Origin of the sequence: Isoptericola cucumis (assembly GCF_014635665.1) — a bacterium.
GTDB classification, from domain to species: Bacteria; Actinomycetota; Actinomycetes; order Actinomycetales; family Cellulomonadaceae; genus Isoptericola; species Isoptericola cucumis.
In genome coordinates this window covers 337493-351944 of record NZ_BMDG01000003.1, presented here as the reverse complement: position 1 = coordinate 351944, position 14452 = coordinate 337493, and the positions used below count along the sequence as shown (strand labels likewise).

Annotated in this window: 11 protein-coding genes; 1 reads left to right on the top strand and 10 read right to left on the bottom strand. The window is 74.2% G+C overall.

Annotation, left to right across the window (positions count from 1 at the left end; translation table 11 throughout):
- Nucleotides 1-2: 2 nt before the first annotated feature.
- Nucleotides 3-2273, top strand: coding sequence for a heavy metal translocating P-type ATPase (locus IEW03_RS05830; RefSeq protein ID WP_188522699.1), 2271 nt, complete (start codon nt 3-5; stop codon nt 2271-2273).
- A 51-nt stretch (nt 2274-2324) separates the two neighbouring features.
- Here IEW03_RS05830 and leuA read toward each other — a convergent pair whose 3' ends face one another.
- From leuA to dnaJ, 10 genes are all read right to left on the bottom strand, one after another.
- Nucleotides 2325-4100, bottom strand: a complete 1776-nt coding sequence (gene leuA, locus IEW03_RS05825) for a 2-isopropylmalate synthase (RefSeq protein ID WP_188522698.1) — start codon at nt 4098-4100, stop codon at nt 2325-2327.
- 245 nt (nt 4101-4345) lie between these two features.
- Nucleotides 4346-6094 (bottom strand): DUF7937 domain-containing protein, encoded by a 1749-nt coding sequence (locus IEW03_RS05820; protein WP_188522697.1) that lies wholly within the window; start codon nt 6092-6094, stop codon nt 4346-4348.
- A 143-nt stretch (nt 6095-6237) separates the two neighbouring features.
- Entirely contained in the window at nt 6238-7884 is a 1647-nt protein-coding gene (locus IEW03_RS05815) for an alpha/beta hydrolase family protein (protein WP_188522696.1), read from the bottom strand.
- Nucleotides 7885-7956: 72 nt separating this feature from the next.
- Nucleotides 7957-8946, bottom strand: a complete 990-nt coding sequence (gene era, locus IEW03_RS05810; protein ID WP_188522695.1) for a GTPase Era — start codon at nt 8944-8946, stop codon at nt 7957-7959.
- Nucleotides 8943-10289 (bottom strand): hemolysin family protein, encoded by a 1347-nt coding sequence (locus IEW03_RS05805; RefSeq protein WP_188522694.1) that lies wholly within the window; start codon nt 10287-10289, stop codon nt 8943-8945. The genes era and IEW03_RS05805 overlap by 4 nt, the downstream gene beginning before the upstream one ends.
- 8 nt (nt 10290-10297) lie before the next feature.
- A complete protein-coding gene (gene ybeY, locus IEW03_RS05800; protein ID WP_188522693.1) occupies nt 10298-10750 on the bottom strand; it encodes an rRNA maturation RNase YbeY in 453 nt (150 codons plus the stop codon).
- Nucleotides 10751-10796: 46 nt separating this feature from the next.
- Nucleotides 10797-11870, bottom strand: a complete 1074-nt coding sequence (locus tag IEW03_RS05795; RefSeq protein WP_188522692.1) for a PhoH family protein — start codon at nt 11868-11870, stop codon at nt 10797-10799.
- An 85-nt stretch (nt 11871-11955) separates the two neighbouring features.
- On the bottom strand, nt 11956-12336 hold the full coding sequence (locus IEW03_RS05790) for a histidine triad nucleotide-binding protein (protein WP_188522691.1): 381 nt from the start codon (nt 12334-12336) through the stop codon (nt 11956-11958).
- Nucleotides 12337-12367: 31 nt separating this feature from the next.
- On the bottom strand, nt 12368-13132 hold the full coding sequence (locus IEW03_RS05785; protein WP_188522690.1) for a 16S rRNA (uracil(1498)-N(3))-methyltransferase: 765 nt from the start codon (nt 13130-13132) through the stop codon (nt 12368-12370).
- A 179-nt stretch (nt 13133-13311) separates the two neighbouring features.
- Nucleotides 13312-14436 (bottom strand): molecular chaperone DnaJ, encoded by a 1125-nt coding sequence (dnaJ, locus tag IEW03_RS05780; RefSeq protein WP_188522689.1) that lies wholly within the window; start codon nt 14434-14436, stop codon nt 13312-13314.
- Nucleotides 14437-14452 lie beyond the last annotated feature (16 nt).

Sequence of the window (14452 nt, the reverse complement as noted above, 5' to 3'; positions counted from 1 at the left end):
GGATGAGTACGTCCGCACCCCCGGCCGGGGGACCGCACGTCGAGCTGAGCATCGGCGGGATGACCTGCGCCTCCTGCGCGATGCGGATCGAGAAGAAGCTCAACAAGCTCGAGGGCGTCGCCGCCACGGTCAACTACGCCACCGAGAAGGCCAAGGTCACCGTGCCCGAGGGGTACGACCCGGCGCTGCTCGTGGCCGAGGTCGAGAAGACCGGGTACACCGCGGCCCTGCCGCGGCCGAAGCAGGCCCCGGCGGAGCCCGCGGGGGCCGGGGACGACCGGGAGGCGGACGACGAGCTCGTCTCGCTGCGCCGGCGCCTCGTCGGCTCGGTCGTGCTCACCGTCCCGGTGATCGCGATGGCGATGGTCCCCGCGCTGCAGTTCACGTACTGGCAGTGGCTGTCGCTCGCGCTCGCCGCGCCCGTCGTCGTGTGGGCCGCGTGGCCGTTCCACCGGGCCGCCTGGGCGAACCTGCGGCACGGCACCGCGACGATGGACACGCTCATCTCGATGGGCACGTCCGCGGCGTTCCTGTGGTCGCTGTACGCGCTGTTCCTCGGCACGGCCGGCACCCCCGGGATGACGCACCCCTTCGAGCTCACGATCGCGCCCTCGGACGGGGCGGCGAACATCTATCTCGAGGTCGCCGCCGGCGTCACCATGTTCATCCTGGCCGGGCGCTACTTCGAGAAGCGGTCCAAGCGCCAGGCCGGTGCGGCGCTGCGTGCGCTGCTCGAGCTCGGCGCCAAGGAGGTCGCCGTGCTGCGCGGCGGCGTCGAGACGAAGATCCCGGTCGACGACCTGCAGACGGGCGACGAGTTCGTCGTACGGCCCGGCGAGAAGATCGCGACCGACGGCGTGGTCGTCTCCGGCACGTCCGCCGTGGACGCCTCCATGCTCACCGGCGAGTCCGTGCCGGTCGAGGTCGCCGAGGGCGACACCGTCACCGGCGCGACGGTCAACGCGGGCGGGCGGCTCGTGGTCCGCGCCACGCGGATCGGGGCGGACACGCAGCTGGCCCAGATGGCCAGGCTCGTCGAGGACGCGCAGACCGGCAAGGCCGAGGTGCAGCGCCTGGCCGACCGGGTGTCCGGCATCTTCGTCCCGATCGTCATCGCGGTCGCCGTCGTCACCCTCGGCGCCTGGCTGGGGGCGGGGTTCTCCGTCACGGCGGCGTTCACCGCCGCGGTCGCGGTCCTCGTGATCGCCTGCCCGTGCGCCCTCGGGCTGGCGACCCCGACCGCGCTGCTGGTCGGCACCGGCCGCGGCGCCCAGATGGGCATCCTCATCAAGGGTCCCGAGGTCCTGGAGTCGACCCGCAAGGTCGACACCGTCGTGCTCGACAAGACCGGCACCGTCACGACCGGGCGGATGACGCTGGTCGACGTGATCCCCGAGCCGGGCACCGACCGCGCCGAGCTGTTGCGGCTGGCCGGCGCCCTGGAGGACGCCTCGGAGCACCCGATCGCGCAGGCGATCGCCAAGGGCGCCACCCAGGAGGCCGGCACCCTGCCGACCCCGGAGGACTTCACCAACGTCGAGGGCCTGGGGGTCCAGGGCGTCGTCGACGGGCACGGCGTGCTCGTGGGCCGCCAGGCCCTGCTGGCCGAGTGGTCGCAGCACCTGAGCGACGACCTGGTCCGGGCGAAGGCCCGTGCCGAGGGCGAGGGCAAGACCGTCGTGGCCGCCGGGTGGGACGGGCGGGCCCGCGGCATCCTCGTGGTCGCCGACGCCGTCAAGCCCACCAGCGCCCGGGCGGTCGCCGAGCTCAAGGAGCTCGGGCTGCGGCCGGTGCTGCTCACGGGCGACAACGAGACCGTCGCACGCCAGATCGCGGCCGAGGTCGGCATCGACGAGGTCGTCGCCGAGGTCATGCCCCGCGACAAGTCGGACGTCGTCCGCCGGCTGCAGGCCGAGGGCAGGGTCGTCGCGATGGTCGGGGACGGCGTCAACGACGCCCCGGCACTCGCCCAGGCCGACCTCGGCCTGGCGATGGGGACCGGCACCGACGTCGCCATCGAGGCGTCCGACATCACGCTCGTGCGCGGCGACCTGCGCAGCGCCGTCGACGCGATACGCCTGTCGCGCAGGACCCTGAGCACCATCAGGACCAACCTGTTCTGGGCCTTCGCCTACAACACGGCGGCGATCCCGGTCGCCGCGCTCGGGATGCTCAACCCGATGCTCGCCGGCGCGGCGATGGCGTTCTCCAGCGTCTTCGTCGTCGGCAACAGCCTGCGGCTGCGCGGGTTCCGGAGCGTCGCCGCCCGGTGACGTCGAGAGCCCCCGGGGGACGTCCCCCGGGGGCTCTCGTCGTGCAGGGGCTCAGGCGCGCGCGGCCCGGTTCACCGCCGACACGACGGCCTTGAGCGACGCCGTCGTGATCGACGAGTCGACTCCCACGCCCCACAGCACGTCGTCGCCCACCTGGCACTCGACGTAGGCGGCCGCCGACGCGTCGCCGCCCTCGGACAGCGCGTGCTCGGCGTAGTCGAGGACGCGGACGTCCACGCCGACCTTGCCGATCGCGTCGACGAACGCCGCGAGCGGACCGTTGCCGGCGCCCTCGAGGGTGCGCTCTGCCCCGCCGTCGACGACGTCGACCGACAGCACCGTCTCGCCGCCGGCGGCCGACGTGGTCCGCGTCTCGCGCAGCGTGAACCGGCCCCAGTGCTCCAGGCCGTCCTCGGCGCCCGGCTCGACGGGCAGGTACTCGTCGCTGAACATGCGCCAGATGTCGGCGCCCGTGACCTCGCTGCCCTCGGCGTCGGTGAACCGCTGGACCACACCGGAGAACTCGATCTGCAGCCGGCGCGGCAGGTCCAGGGAGTGCTCCGTGGACAGCAGGTAGGCGACGCCGCCCTTGCCCGACTGCGAGTTGACGCGGATGACCGCCTCGTACGACCGGCCCACGTCCTTCGGGTCGATGGGCAGGTACGGCACGGCCCACGTCAGCTCGTCGACCGGCTTGCCCTCCGACCCGGCGCGGGCCTTCATGTGCTCCAGGCCCTTCTTGATCGCGTCCTGGTGCGAGCCGGAGAAGGCGGTGAACACCAGGTCGCCGACGTACGGGTGCCGCTCGTGCACCGGCAGCTGGTTGCAGTGCTCCACGGTGCGGCGGATCGCGTCGATGTCGTGGAAGTCGATCTGCGGGTCGATGCCCTGGCCGAACAGGTTCATGCCGAGGGTCACCAGGTCGACGTTGCCGGTGCGCTCGCCGTTGCCGAACAGGCAGCCCTCGATGCGGTCGGCCCCCGCCTGGTACCCCAGCTCGGCGGCGGCGACGGCGGTGCCGCGGTCGTTGTGCGGGTGCAGCGACAGCACGACGTTCTCGCGGTACTTGAGGTGGCGGTTCATCCACTCGATCGAGTCCGCGTACACGTTGGGCGTGGCCATCTCGACCGTGGCCGGCAGGTTGACGATCACGGGCCGCTGCGGCGTCGGCTCGAGGACGTCCAGCACCTCGTTGCAGATGCGGGCGGCGAACTCCAGCTCCGTGCCCGTGTACGACTCCGGGGAGTACTCGTAGTACACGGTCGTCTCGGGGATCGTCTCCTCGAGCTTGCGGCACAGCCGGGCACCCTGCAGCGCGATGTCGACGATCCCGTCCATGTCGGAGCGGAACACGACCTCGCGCTGGAGGATCGACGTGGAGTTGTACAGGTGCACGATCGCCTGCTTGGCGCCGCGGATCGCGTCGTACGTGCGCTCGATCAGGTGGTCGCGGCACTGCGTCAGGACCTGGATGACGACGTCGTCGGGGATGCGGCCCGACTCGATGAGCATGCGGACGAAGTCGAAGTCCGTCTGCGAGGCCGACGGGAAGCCGACCTCGATCTCCTTGTAGCCCATGCGCACGAGCAGGTCGAACATGCGCAGCTTGCGCTCGGCGTCCATCGGCTCGATGAGCGCCTGGTTGCCGTCGCGCAGGTCGACGGCGCACCAGCGCGGCGCCTGGGAGATCCGCTTGTCCGGCCAGGTGCGGTCGGGCAGCGAGACCTGGATCTGCTCGTGGAAGGGGGCGTAGCGGGCGTAGGGCATCCCGGAGGGGCGCTGCGGGTTGGCGCCGGCGATGCCGTGGGGGTGCGGGGAGCTCTGCATGGTGATGCGTCCTTCGGTGGGGCTCGGTGACCGCGTCCGGATCCGGTCGACGGTCGTGACCTGTCGGCCGGCACACCAAGCCTCCGCGGCGGGGGTACCGGCCTCTAGAGGGCCCCGCCGCGGCACCGAAGGAGGAGGCTCACCGCGCGATGCACGCTGTCACCGTACACCTTCGCGTCCGTGCTGCACCCGGCGTCCGGAATGCGGCACGCGGCCTCCTTCGGAGGGCCCGTCAGGGTCGCAGGCTAGCGCCGCGAGCGCAGCGCCGCGTCGACCGCCGGGTCGCCGAGCGCGCCCAGCCAGTCCAGCAGCGCCGGGTAGGTCGACGGGTTGGACGCCACGTGGGCGCGCAGGTGCGGCGCCTCCTGGACGATGCGCGCGAGGTCCGCCAGCGGCGTGCCCGGGTCGAGGGCGTGCGCGGCCGTCCAGCCCGGGGCCGCGGCCTCCGCGGGCACCGGCGGGAGCACCTGCGTCGAGTCGACGCCGGCCGCGCCGCCCGCCCCGGCTCCGGCGGCGCCCCACGAACCGTCGCGCACCGGCTCCATCTGCTGCGTGGAGTCCATCGGCTGCGGGGTGCGCTGCGGCGCGGTCTGCTGCGGCGCGGCCGCGGTCCAGCTCGCCGGCCGGGCCTGCTCGGAGGCCCGTTCCTGGGCCCATCCCTGGGTCTGCTCCTGAGGCTGCTCCTGTGCCCATCCCTGGCCGCCGTCCTGGACCACCGCCATCGGGCCCGTCGGGGTCTCCTCGGAGGTCGACCGCGGCGCGTCCTCGGACGTCGCCGCGCCCAGCGGTGCGCCCGGCCCGGCGTCCTCCGGCGCCGGCTCCGGCGCGCTCGCGACCAGCTCGCGCACCGACGCCGGCACCAGCAGCGCGGCGAGCGTGGCGGCAGGCAGCGCGAACGTCACGAGGAGCTCCTCGACGTTCGCCTGCGTCCCCAGCCCGGCGCGCGCCACGACGATCACCAGGCCCAGCACGACCAGCGCGCACGCCGCCCCGACGGCCGTGGTGTGCCCGCTGCGCGGGTCGCGCACCAGCGCCCGGCGGGCCATGAACGCGACGGCCACCATGAGCACCCCGCAGATGAGGCGCAGCACCAGGCTGACGGCGACGCCGCCCGCGACCAGCCGCACGAGCGCGACCAGCGCGACGAACCCCGCCACCAGCAGCACGAGGTCGAGGCAGCGCACCGCCACGGCCACCCAGCGTGCGGCGTGCACGTCCTGCGGGTCGCCGGCGACGGCGGCGACGTCGTCGAGCACCCGCCGGGCGGCGCAGGCCGCGACCACCGGCAGGAGCAGGAGCCCGAGCCGCTGGGCGTGGACGCTCTCGAACCAGGGCGCCTCCTGCCCCCCGGCGAAGAGGATCAGCTCGATCGCCACGGCCGCCCCCACGACCAGCAGCACGATCCCGGCGACGAGGTCACCCCGCGCGTACGACACGGCGGTGAGCCACAGCACGCCGAGGACGAGCGCCGCGTTCAGCACGCCCACGACGGTCGCGGACCACGGGTCCCCGTCGATGAGCGACGCGACAGGCGTGGCGAGCGCCCCGAGGCCCACGAGCCCGGCGACGACGAGCAGCGTCCGCTCCCACGTGGGAGCCAGCGCCAGCGCGGCGCCCGCCAGCCCGAGCACCACGCCGGCGCCGACCGCGCCCTCGGCCGCGCCGGGGCGCGCCGCGTCCAGCACGAGGTAGACGAGGGTGACGAGCAGGTACGGCGCGCACCCGATCAGGCGGGCGCGCGGCGTCGTCAGCGCGTCCCACGACGGCGAGCCGAGCCCCGCGCGCCGCACGTACGGCAGGGCGAGGACCACCAGCGTCAGGACGGTGACGAGCACGACCTCGATACGGTCGCTGCCGCGGTGCGTGAGGTCCCACGGCATGGGCAGCGCCACGAGCAGGGCGAGCGCGGCCACGACGTCGCGCGCGATCTCCCGGGGCGCTGCGCCGGCAACGGCCGGCGAGGCCGGTGCGTCGGGGGTGGCGTTGTCGGTCATGCGTGGGGTCTCCTCGGGGTGGGACGGCGGGCTCGGGTGTGCCCGCCTCGTTTCTACCCGACGCGCACCCCGCACGACAGGCGGGGCGCGCGCACGTACGTCACACCGGGCGGTCCGCGGGTGTCACGGACCCCCTCCCGGGCTCAGATCCCGAGCTGGTACACGCCCCAGTAGGCGAGCGTGAGCAGCAGCGCGAGCGAGCCGACGACGACGCACCAGAACGTCAGGTGGGCGGGCCAGCCGCGCGCGACGACGACATGGTCGGGGGTCTCCCCCGCTGCGGGAGCAGGGCCCTCCCCGTCCGGGCCGGTGTCGGCACCGGCCGCGAGGGCGGCCCGGCGGGCCGCACGCCCGTCCACGACCCGGCGCAGCACGAGCGCCGCCGCCACCGCCGTCGCGACCCCGAGCAGCCGGACCCCGACCCACCCGCCCTGCACGACCAGGTCGTCGCGCTGGTAGTCGAGCGCGAGCTGCGCGACGGCGAGGAGGTACACGACCAGGGCGACCATGGTCGCGACGGAGCCCGCGCCGAGGCCGGCGAGGGCCGTACGCAGGCCGCGCCCGAGCCGCGGAGCCGGCACCGCCGAGCGCGGCCGCACCACCCGCCGCACCAGGGCGTGCACGATCCACACCAGCGGGCCGGCGACGAGGAGGCCCACCCCCACGAGCACCCCGCCGACGACGATGTCGCCGTTGCCCCACCACAACGGCTGCGGGACCGCCGAGGCCAGGTAGAGCTGGTTCGGCTGGGCGCCCGCGATCCGCGGCTCGGCGTCCGCGGTGCCGGGCATCCCCTGCACCCAGGTGGCGACGTCCCGCGCGAAGTCGGGGTGCAGGTGCATCTCCGTGCCGCCGCCGGGGGTCGGGGTGGGCACGTTGATGCCGTGGTTCGCGTCGGCGTAGAACCGGACCGTCACGGGGGCGTCGTCCCCGCCGACAGCGGTGTCCGCGATGACCTGGCGCGCCCCCTGCTCGACGGGCATCGAGGGGTCCGCCGCCCCGTACGCCATGAGGACGGGGGCGGTCTGCTGCTCCAGCCAGGGCCGCACGTCGAAGTCGGCGTAGTCGAAGCCGCCGCCCGGCAGCTGCATCCCGACGGCCCGCGGGATGGCCCGGAACACCTGGTCCGGCACGCCCGTGTTGCGCAGGTAGTTGTCGACGGCGAAGGCGGCCTGCTGGCGCGGCGGCACCACCGGCGCCGAGACGAGCACCGTGGTGGCGATCGCCGGGTCCTGCGCCTGCATGATCGGGACGATCCAGGTGCCCTCGGACTCGCCGTAGACGCCGACCCGGTCCGCGTCGACCCCGTCCGTCGCCCGCAGCAGGTCGACGGAGCGCTCGTAGTCGGCGGCCATCGCGACGTAGTCCCGGTCGCGCGTCGTGTACGTGTCCAGGCGCTTGTCGGGCACCAGGGTCACGACGCCCGCGCTCGCCAGGGCGGTGGCGGACTCGACGAACGCCTCGGTGGACTTGCCGGTGCCGGCGCCGTGCACGTACACCAGGCCCGGCCGGCCACCCAGGACCTCGCCCTGGGCGTCGAGGGGCTGACGCAGCAGCCCGCCGACCTCCGTCCCGTCGAGGGGGATGCTCACCGGGGTCTCGCGCACCTCGAACTCGCCGACCTCGCCCACGGCGCCGGGGTCGGACGCCCCGTGGACCGTCGTGTCGGAGGTCGCGGGCACGAGGTGGTCGGACACCGGGACGGGGTCCCACTGCGGCCCCGCCACCGCGCCGACGAGCGCCAGGCCCACGAGGATCGCCGCACTCGTCGCAATGGTCCGCAAGATCACGCAGCGATGTTACTCGGCGCCCGGCCCCGGGCACGCCCGGGGAACCCCCCACGACCTCGGGGGACGTCCCCCTCAGAACCCCAGGCGCTGCAGCTGCTTGGGGTCGCGCTGCCAGTCCTTGGCCACCTTGACGTGCAGGTCGAGGTAGACCCGCGTGCCGAGCAGCTTCTCGATGCCCCGCCGCGCCGTCGTGCCCACGTCGCGCAGCCGCGAGCCGCCGCGGCCGATGACGATCGCCTTCTGGCTCTCCCGCTCCACGAAGAGGTTCACGCGGACGTCGAGCAGCGGCGGGCGGCCCTTGTCGGGGTCGCCGGACCCCTCGCGCTCCACGATCTCGTCGACCACGACCGCGAGCGAGTGCGGCAGCTCGTCGCGCACGCCCTCCAGGGCCGCCTCGCGCACCAGCTCCGCGACCATCACCTGCTCGGGCTCGTCCGTCAGCTCGCCCCCCGGATAGAGCTCGGGCCCCTCGGGCAGGTGCGCGACCAGGACGTCCGTCAGCTCGTCCACCTGGTAGCCGTCGCGCGCCGAGACGGGCACGATGGCGGCCCAGTCGCGGTCGATCGACCGGGCGAGCTGGTCGACCGCGATGAGGTGCTCCGCCAGCCGGCCCCGGTCGACCAGGTCCGCCTTCGTCACGACCGCGACGACGGGGACCGCACGCCGCCCGCTCATGAGCGGGGCCAGCCGGTCGGCGATGAACCGGTCGCCGGGACCGATCTTCTGGTCCGCCGGCAGGCAGAACGCGACGACGTCCACCTCGCTCAGCGTCTCGGCGACGAGGTCGTTGAGACGCTGGCCCAGCAGGGTGCGCGGCCGGTGCAGGCCCGGCGTGTCCACCAGCACGAGCTGCGCGTCGTCGCGGTGCACGATGCCGCGGATGGTGTGCCGCGTGGTCTGCGGGCGCGCCGACATGATCGCGACCTTCTCCCCCACGAGGGCGTTCGTCAGCGTCGACTTGCCGACGTTCGGCCGCCCGACGAGGCAGGCGAAACCGGACCGGTGTGCGGCGGGCGGCGGGGTGGTCGGGACGGCGTCGCCGTCCGGGGTGGTGGAGGTCATGCGTGCGCTTCCTTCTGGTCTGGCGGGACGACGGCGTCGCCCGCTGCTGGGTCGTCCGTGCCCGCCGGGGACACCCGGCGGGCCAGGAGGGTCGCGAGCTTCTTGCGCCGGCCCTCGACGTGCTCGGCCTCCAGGTGCAGGCCGCCCGTCTCGGCCGCCGACCCCGTGAGGGGCACCTTGCCGAGCGCCTTGGCGAGCAGGCCGCCCGCCGTGTCCACGTCGTCGTCGTCGAGCCGCAGGTCGAACAGCTCGCCGAGCTCGTCGACGGGCATCCGCGCGGGCACCCGGAACGTGCCGTCGCCGAGGTCCTCCGGCTCCTCCTCGCGGGCCGTGTCGTGCTCGTCGGTGAGCTCGCCGACGAGCTCCTCGATGACGTCCTCGACGGTCACCAGGCCCGCGATGCCCCCGTACTCGTCGACGACCACGGCGATGTGCGAGCGCAAGGCCTGCATCTCGCGCAGGAGGTCGTCCGCCGGCTTCGACTCGGGGACGAAGACCGCCGCCCGGGCCACGTCCTCGACGGGCCAGGTCGAGGCGTCGGGATCCTGCTCCAGCACGCGCGCCACGTCCTTGAGGTACGCGACGCCCACGAGGTCGTCGACGTCGTCGCCCACGACCGGCACGCGCGAGTAGCCCGACCGCAGGAACAGCCGCATCGCCTTGCGCAGCGGGGTGCCGACCGCCACGGTCACCATGTCGGTGCGCGGCACCATGACCTCGCGCGTCAGCGTCCCGCCGAGCTCCACCACGGAGCGGATGAGCTCCCGCTCGGCGTCCTCGAGGGCGGCGTTGTCGCGGACCCGCTCGGCGACCTCGCGCAACGCCTCCTCGCTGGGCGCCTGCTCCGGCTCCCGCTCGCCCGAGCGCTCGGTCAGCCACGCCGCCCCGCGGTGCACGACCGACAACGGTCCCGCGAGGGCGACGAGCACCGGCAGCGGCCTGCGCAGCCCGAGGGCGCGGGGGCTGAGCCGCACGAAGACCACGCCGGCGACCAGGCCGACGACGGCGGCGGCCACGAGCACCTGCCACCACCCGTCGAACCAGTCGACCAGCAGCAGGGTCAGCGCGGCGAGGGCCACGGTCTCCGCGACCAGCCGCACCAGCGCGAACGTGGCGACGGCGGACGGCGGGTCGACCACCAGCTCCTGCACGGTCCGCAGCCGCGCCAGCCGGGTGCGGCGCGCGGCCTGCGTGAGCCGCGCCGAGGACTCGGCCTCGACGACGGCGTCCGCCACCGACGACCGGGTCACCCGCAAGGTGGCCGCCTCGCCCGCGGACAGGATCCCCGCGAGCCCCAGGGCCACCACGGTGACGAGGACCAGCAGCAGGTCCGGCGCGTCCATGACGCCCGTCACCGGCCGGCGAGGAACGTGAGCAGGAGGCGGCGCTGCAGCGCGAACATCTCCTTCTCCTCCTCCGGCTCCGCGTGGTCGTACCCGAGCAGGTGCAGGATCCCGTGGGTGGTCAGGAGCAACAGCTCCTCCACGGTCGAATGGCCGGCGACCACCGCCTGCTCGGCCGCGACGGCCGGGCACAGCACGATGTCGCCGAGCGTGCCCGGCGTCGGCTCCTCGCCCTCGCGTCCCGGGCGCAGCTCGTCCATGGGGAACGACAGCACGTCCGTGGGGCCCGGCTCGTCCATCCACTGCACGTGCAGCTCGGACATCACGTCGGTCTCGACGAACAGGATCGACAGCTCGCTCTGCGGGTGCACGTGCATCGAGTCGAGCACGAAACGCCCCAGCGCCGCGAACTCGGCCTCGTCGACCTCGACACCCGACTCGTTGTTGACCTCGATACTCATGGGCGATCGCCCCGTCCACTCGCCCTGACCTCAATACTCATATCTCTTACCTGCGCGCCCCTCGCTCGTGCGGGCCGCGGCCCTGCCGACGCTGCTCGGGGCGGGCGGTGGCCACGTCCCAGCGCGCGTAGGCGTCGATGATGTCGCTCACCAGCCGGTGGCGCACGACGTCGGCCGACGTCAGCCGGCAGAACTCGACGTCGTCGACGCCGGTGAGGATGTCCTCCACGACGCGCAGCCCGGACGTCGTGCCCCCGGGCAGGTCGACCTGCGTCGCGTCGCCCGTGATGACCATCGTCGAGCCGAAGCCCAGGCGCGTGAGGAACATCTTCATCTGCTCGGCGGAGGTGTTCTGCGCCTCGTCGAGGATGATGAACGAGTCGTTCAGCGAGCGGCCCCGCATGTACGCCAGTGGCGCCACCTCGATGGTGCCCGCCTCGACCAGCTTCGGGATCGCGTCCGGGTCCATCATGTCGTGCAGCGCGTCGTACAGCGGCCGCAGGTACGGGTCGATCTTCTCCGACAGCGACCCCGGCAGGTAGCCGAGCTTCTCCCCCGCCTCCACGGCCGGGCGCGTGAGGATGATCCGGTTGACCTGCTTGGCCTGCAGCGCCTGCACGGCCTTGGCCATGGCCAGGTACGTCTTGCCCGTTCCGGCCGGGCCGATGCCGAACGTGATCGTGCTGGCGTCGATCGCCTCGACGTAGCGCTTCTGGCCCACCGTCTTCGGGCGGATCGTGCGGCCCCGGCTGGACAGGATGTTGAACGTCAGGACCTCGGCCGGCCGGTGCGTCGTGGCCGCGGTGAGCATGCGCACGGACCGGGTCACGACGTCCGGCGTCAGCGGGGTGCCCGCCTCGACCACCTCGACCAGCTCGTCCAGGAGGCGCGAGACGAGCGCGACGTCCCCGGCCGGCCCGCGCACCACGATCTCGTTGCCGCGGGCGTGCACGTCGACCCCCGGGAACCCGTCCTCGACGGCCCGGAGCACGGAGTCCCCGCTGCCGAGCAGGGCCACCATCGGCACGTGCGACGGGACCACGATGCGGTGCTCGCTGGAACGCTCCCTGGGGGGTTCGTCGGGCTCCGGACGAGGCGAGGCGTGGGGTGTGGATGTCATGAGCCGGCTCGCGCCTCGGCACTCCTTCTGGGCAGGTCGTGGACTGGCGGGCGTCGGGCGCCCGGTGGCCAGTCTATCGGCGCCCTCAGGCGGGGCTCCACCCCAATTGCGCCCCCGCGATGACGTGGCCATGCACGTGGAAGACGCTCTGCCCGGCCCGCGGCCCGGAGTTGAAGATGAACCGGTACTGGCCGTCCGCCAGGTCGTGCGCGACCCGGTCGGCGACCTCGACGACCTCCGCCAGCAGCTCCGGGTCGGCCGCGGCGAGCACCGACACGTCGCCGTGATGCTCCCGGGGCACCACGAGCACGTGCACCGGCGCCTTCGGGTCGATGTCGCGGAACGCGACGATGCGCTCCGTGCTGGCGACGACGTCCGCGGGCAGCTCGCCGGCCACGATCTTGCAGAACAGGCAGTCGCTGGCGGGCTGGTTGCCGGTCCCGGAGCTTGTCTCGGTGCTGGTCATGCTCGCACCGTACCGCCCCCGGCGGGGCGGCTCAGCCCCAGCGGCCGAGGCGCTGGCTGAGCAGCGCGATCGCCACCGGCCCCGCCGTCGAGGTGCGCAGCACGTGCGGGCCCAGGCGGGCGGGCACGGCCCCCGCGTCGGCGAGCGCGGCGACCTCCTCGTCGGAGATCCCGCCCTCCGGCCCGACGACGACGAGCAGCTCGGCGGGCTCCCGGGACGGCAGCGCGACGTCCGCGAGGGGGGTCGACGCGTCCTCGTGCAGCACGACGACGGCGCCGCCGGCGGCCACCACCTCGCCCGCCCGGGCGGCGAGCCGTCGGCTCGTGAGTGCCTCGCTTACCGGCGGCAGGCAGGCGCGCCGCGCCTGCTTGACGGCCGAGCGCACGGTGGCCACCCACTTCGCGCGCGACTTCGCGGCGCGCTGCCCCCGCCACACCACGACCGACCGCTCCGCCTGCCAGGGCACGACGGCGTCGACGCCGACCTCCACCGCGGCCTCGACCGCGAGCTCGTCCCGGTCGCCCTTGGCGAGCGCCTGGACCAGCGTGAGGACGACGCCCGGCGCGGGGTCGACGACCACGTCCTCGACGCGCAGGTGCACCTGCGGGCCGTCGACCGACTCGACGACGCAGCGCAGGCGCGTGCCGGCGCCGTCGACGACGTCGAGGCGCTCCCCCGGACCGCGACGTTGGACGACCCCCGCGTGCCGGCCCTCCGCGCCGTCGAGCACGTAGAGCCCGCCGGGCGCGAGCGAGCCCAGGTCGCTGCCCTCCGCGAGGAAGACGGGAGCGCTCACGTCCTGCTCCCGTCACGTGAGCCCTGCGGTGCCTCGCTCCGGCACACCTCGTTCCTCGGCGGACTCCCGTGGGGGCTCCTCGCGCTCACCCCGTGCTCCCTTCACGTGAGCCCTGCGGTGCCTCGCTCCGGCACACCTCGTTCCTCGGCGTACCTCCGCGGGGGCTCCTCGCGCTCACGTCAGCGGCCGCTCAGCTTGTCCCGCAGCCGGGAGAAGACGCCCGGGTGGGCCGCCGCCAGGCGGGGCTCCGGACGCTCCTCGCCGCGCAGCGTGGCGAGCGTGCGCAGCAGCTCGGTCTGCTCCTCGTCCAGCGTGGTGGGCACCTGGACGTCGATGTGCACGTTGAGGTCGCCGCGCCCGCCCGTGTGCAGGTGGCCGACGCCGAGGCCCTTGAGCGTCACGACCTGGCCGGGCTGCGTGCCGGGCCGCAGGTCGATCTCCTGCGCGCCGTCGAGCGTCTCGAGGTCGAGCACCGTGCCGAGGGCGGCTGCGGTCATCGGCACCGGCAGCGTGCAGTGCAGGTCGTCGCCGCGGCGCACGAACGTGTCGTGCGGCTTCTCGCGGATCTCGACGTACAGGTCGCCGGCGGGGCCGCCGCCGGGGCCGACCTCGCCCTGTGCGGTGAGCTTGATGCGCGTGCCGGTGTCGACGCCCGCGGGGACGTTGACCGTCAGGGTGCGCCGCGAGCGGACCCGGCCCTCGCCGGAGCAGTCCGCGCAGGGCTCGGGGATCACGGTGCCGAAGCCCTGGCAGGCGGCGCAGGGCGCCGTCGTCATGACCTGGCCCAGGAACGAGCGGGCGACGCGCTGCACGTTGCCGCGGCCCTGGCAGACCTCGCAGGTCTTCAGGTCGGTGCCGGGGCGGCAGCCGTCGCCGCCGCAGGTGCCGCACACGACCGCCGTGTCGACCTGCAGCTCGCGCTTGGCGCCGAACGCGGCCTCCGCGAGGTCGACGTCCATCCGCACGAGGGCGTCCTGGCCGCGCCGGGCGCGCGGCACCGGCCCGGCGGGGGCGCCGCCCCCGCCGAAGAACGTCTCGAAGATGTCCTGGAAGCCGAAGCCGTTGCCGAAACCGCCGCCGGCGCCGCCGCTCGGGGACGACGGGTCGACGCCCATGTCGTACTGCTGGCGCTTCTCCGGGTGGGAGAGCACCTCGTAGGCGCGGGCGACGTCCTTGAACCGCTCCTCGCCGGCCTCGCCGGCGACGTCGGGGTGCAGCTCGCGGGCGAGCTTGCGGTACGCCTTCTTGATCTGCTCGGCCGAGGCGTCGCGGGGGACGCCGAGGCTCTCGTAGTAGTCGGTCACAAGTCTCTCTTCGGTG

What these genes read in the sequence shown, in the direction of transcription:
- IEW03_RS05830 (WP_188522699.1), top strand. Translation starts at nt 3, where the DNA reads ATGAGTACGTCCGCACCCCCGGCCGGGGGACCGCACGTCGAGCTGAGC.
- leuA (WP_188522698.1), bottom strand. Translation starts at nt 4,100, where the DNA reads ATGCAGAGCTCCCCGCACCCCCACGGCATCGCCGGCGCCAACCCGCAG.
- IEW03_RS05820 (WP_188522697.1), bottom strand. Translation starts at nt 6,094, where the DNA reads ATGACCGACAACGCCACCCCCGACGCACCGGCCTCGCCGGCCGTTGCC.
- era (WP_188522695.1), bottom strand. Translation starts at nt 8,946, where the DNA reads ATGACCTCCACCACCCCGGACGGCGACGCCGTCCCGACCACCCCGCCG.
- IEW03_RS05805 (WP_188522694.1), bottom strand. Translation starts at nt 10,289, where the DNA reads ATGGACGCGCCGGACCTGCTGCTGGTCCTCGTCACCGTGGTGGCCCTG.
- ybeY (WP_188522693.1), bottom strand. Translation starts at nt 10,750, where the DNA reads ATGAGTATCGAGGTCAACAACGAGTCGGGTGTCGAGGTCGACGAGGCC.
- IEW03_RS05795 (WP_188522692.1), bottom strand. Translation starts at nt 11,870, where the DNA reads ATGACATCCACACCCCACGCCTCGCCTCGTCCGGAGCCCGACGAACCC.
- IEW03_RS05790 (WP_188522691.1), bottom strand. Translation starts at nt 12,336, where the DNA reads ATGACCAGCACCGAGACAAGCTCCGGGACCGGCAACCAGCCCGCCAGC.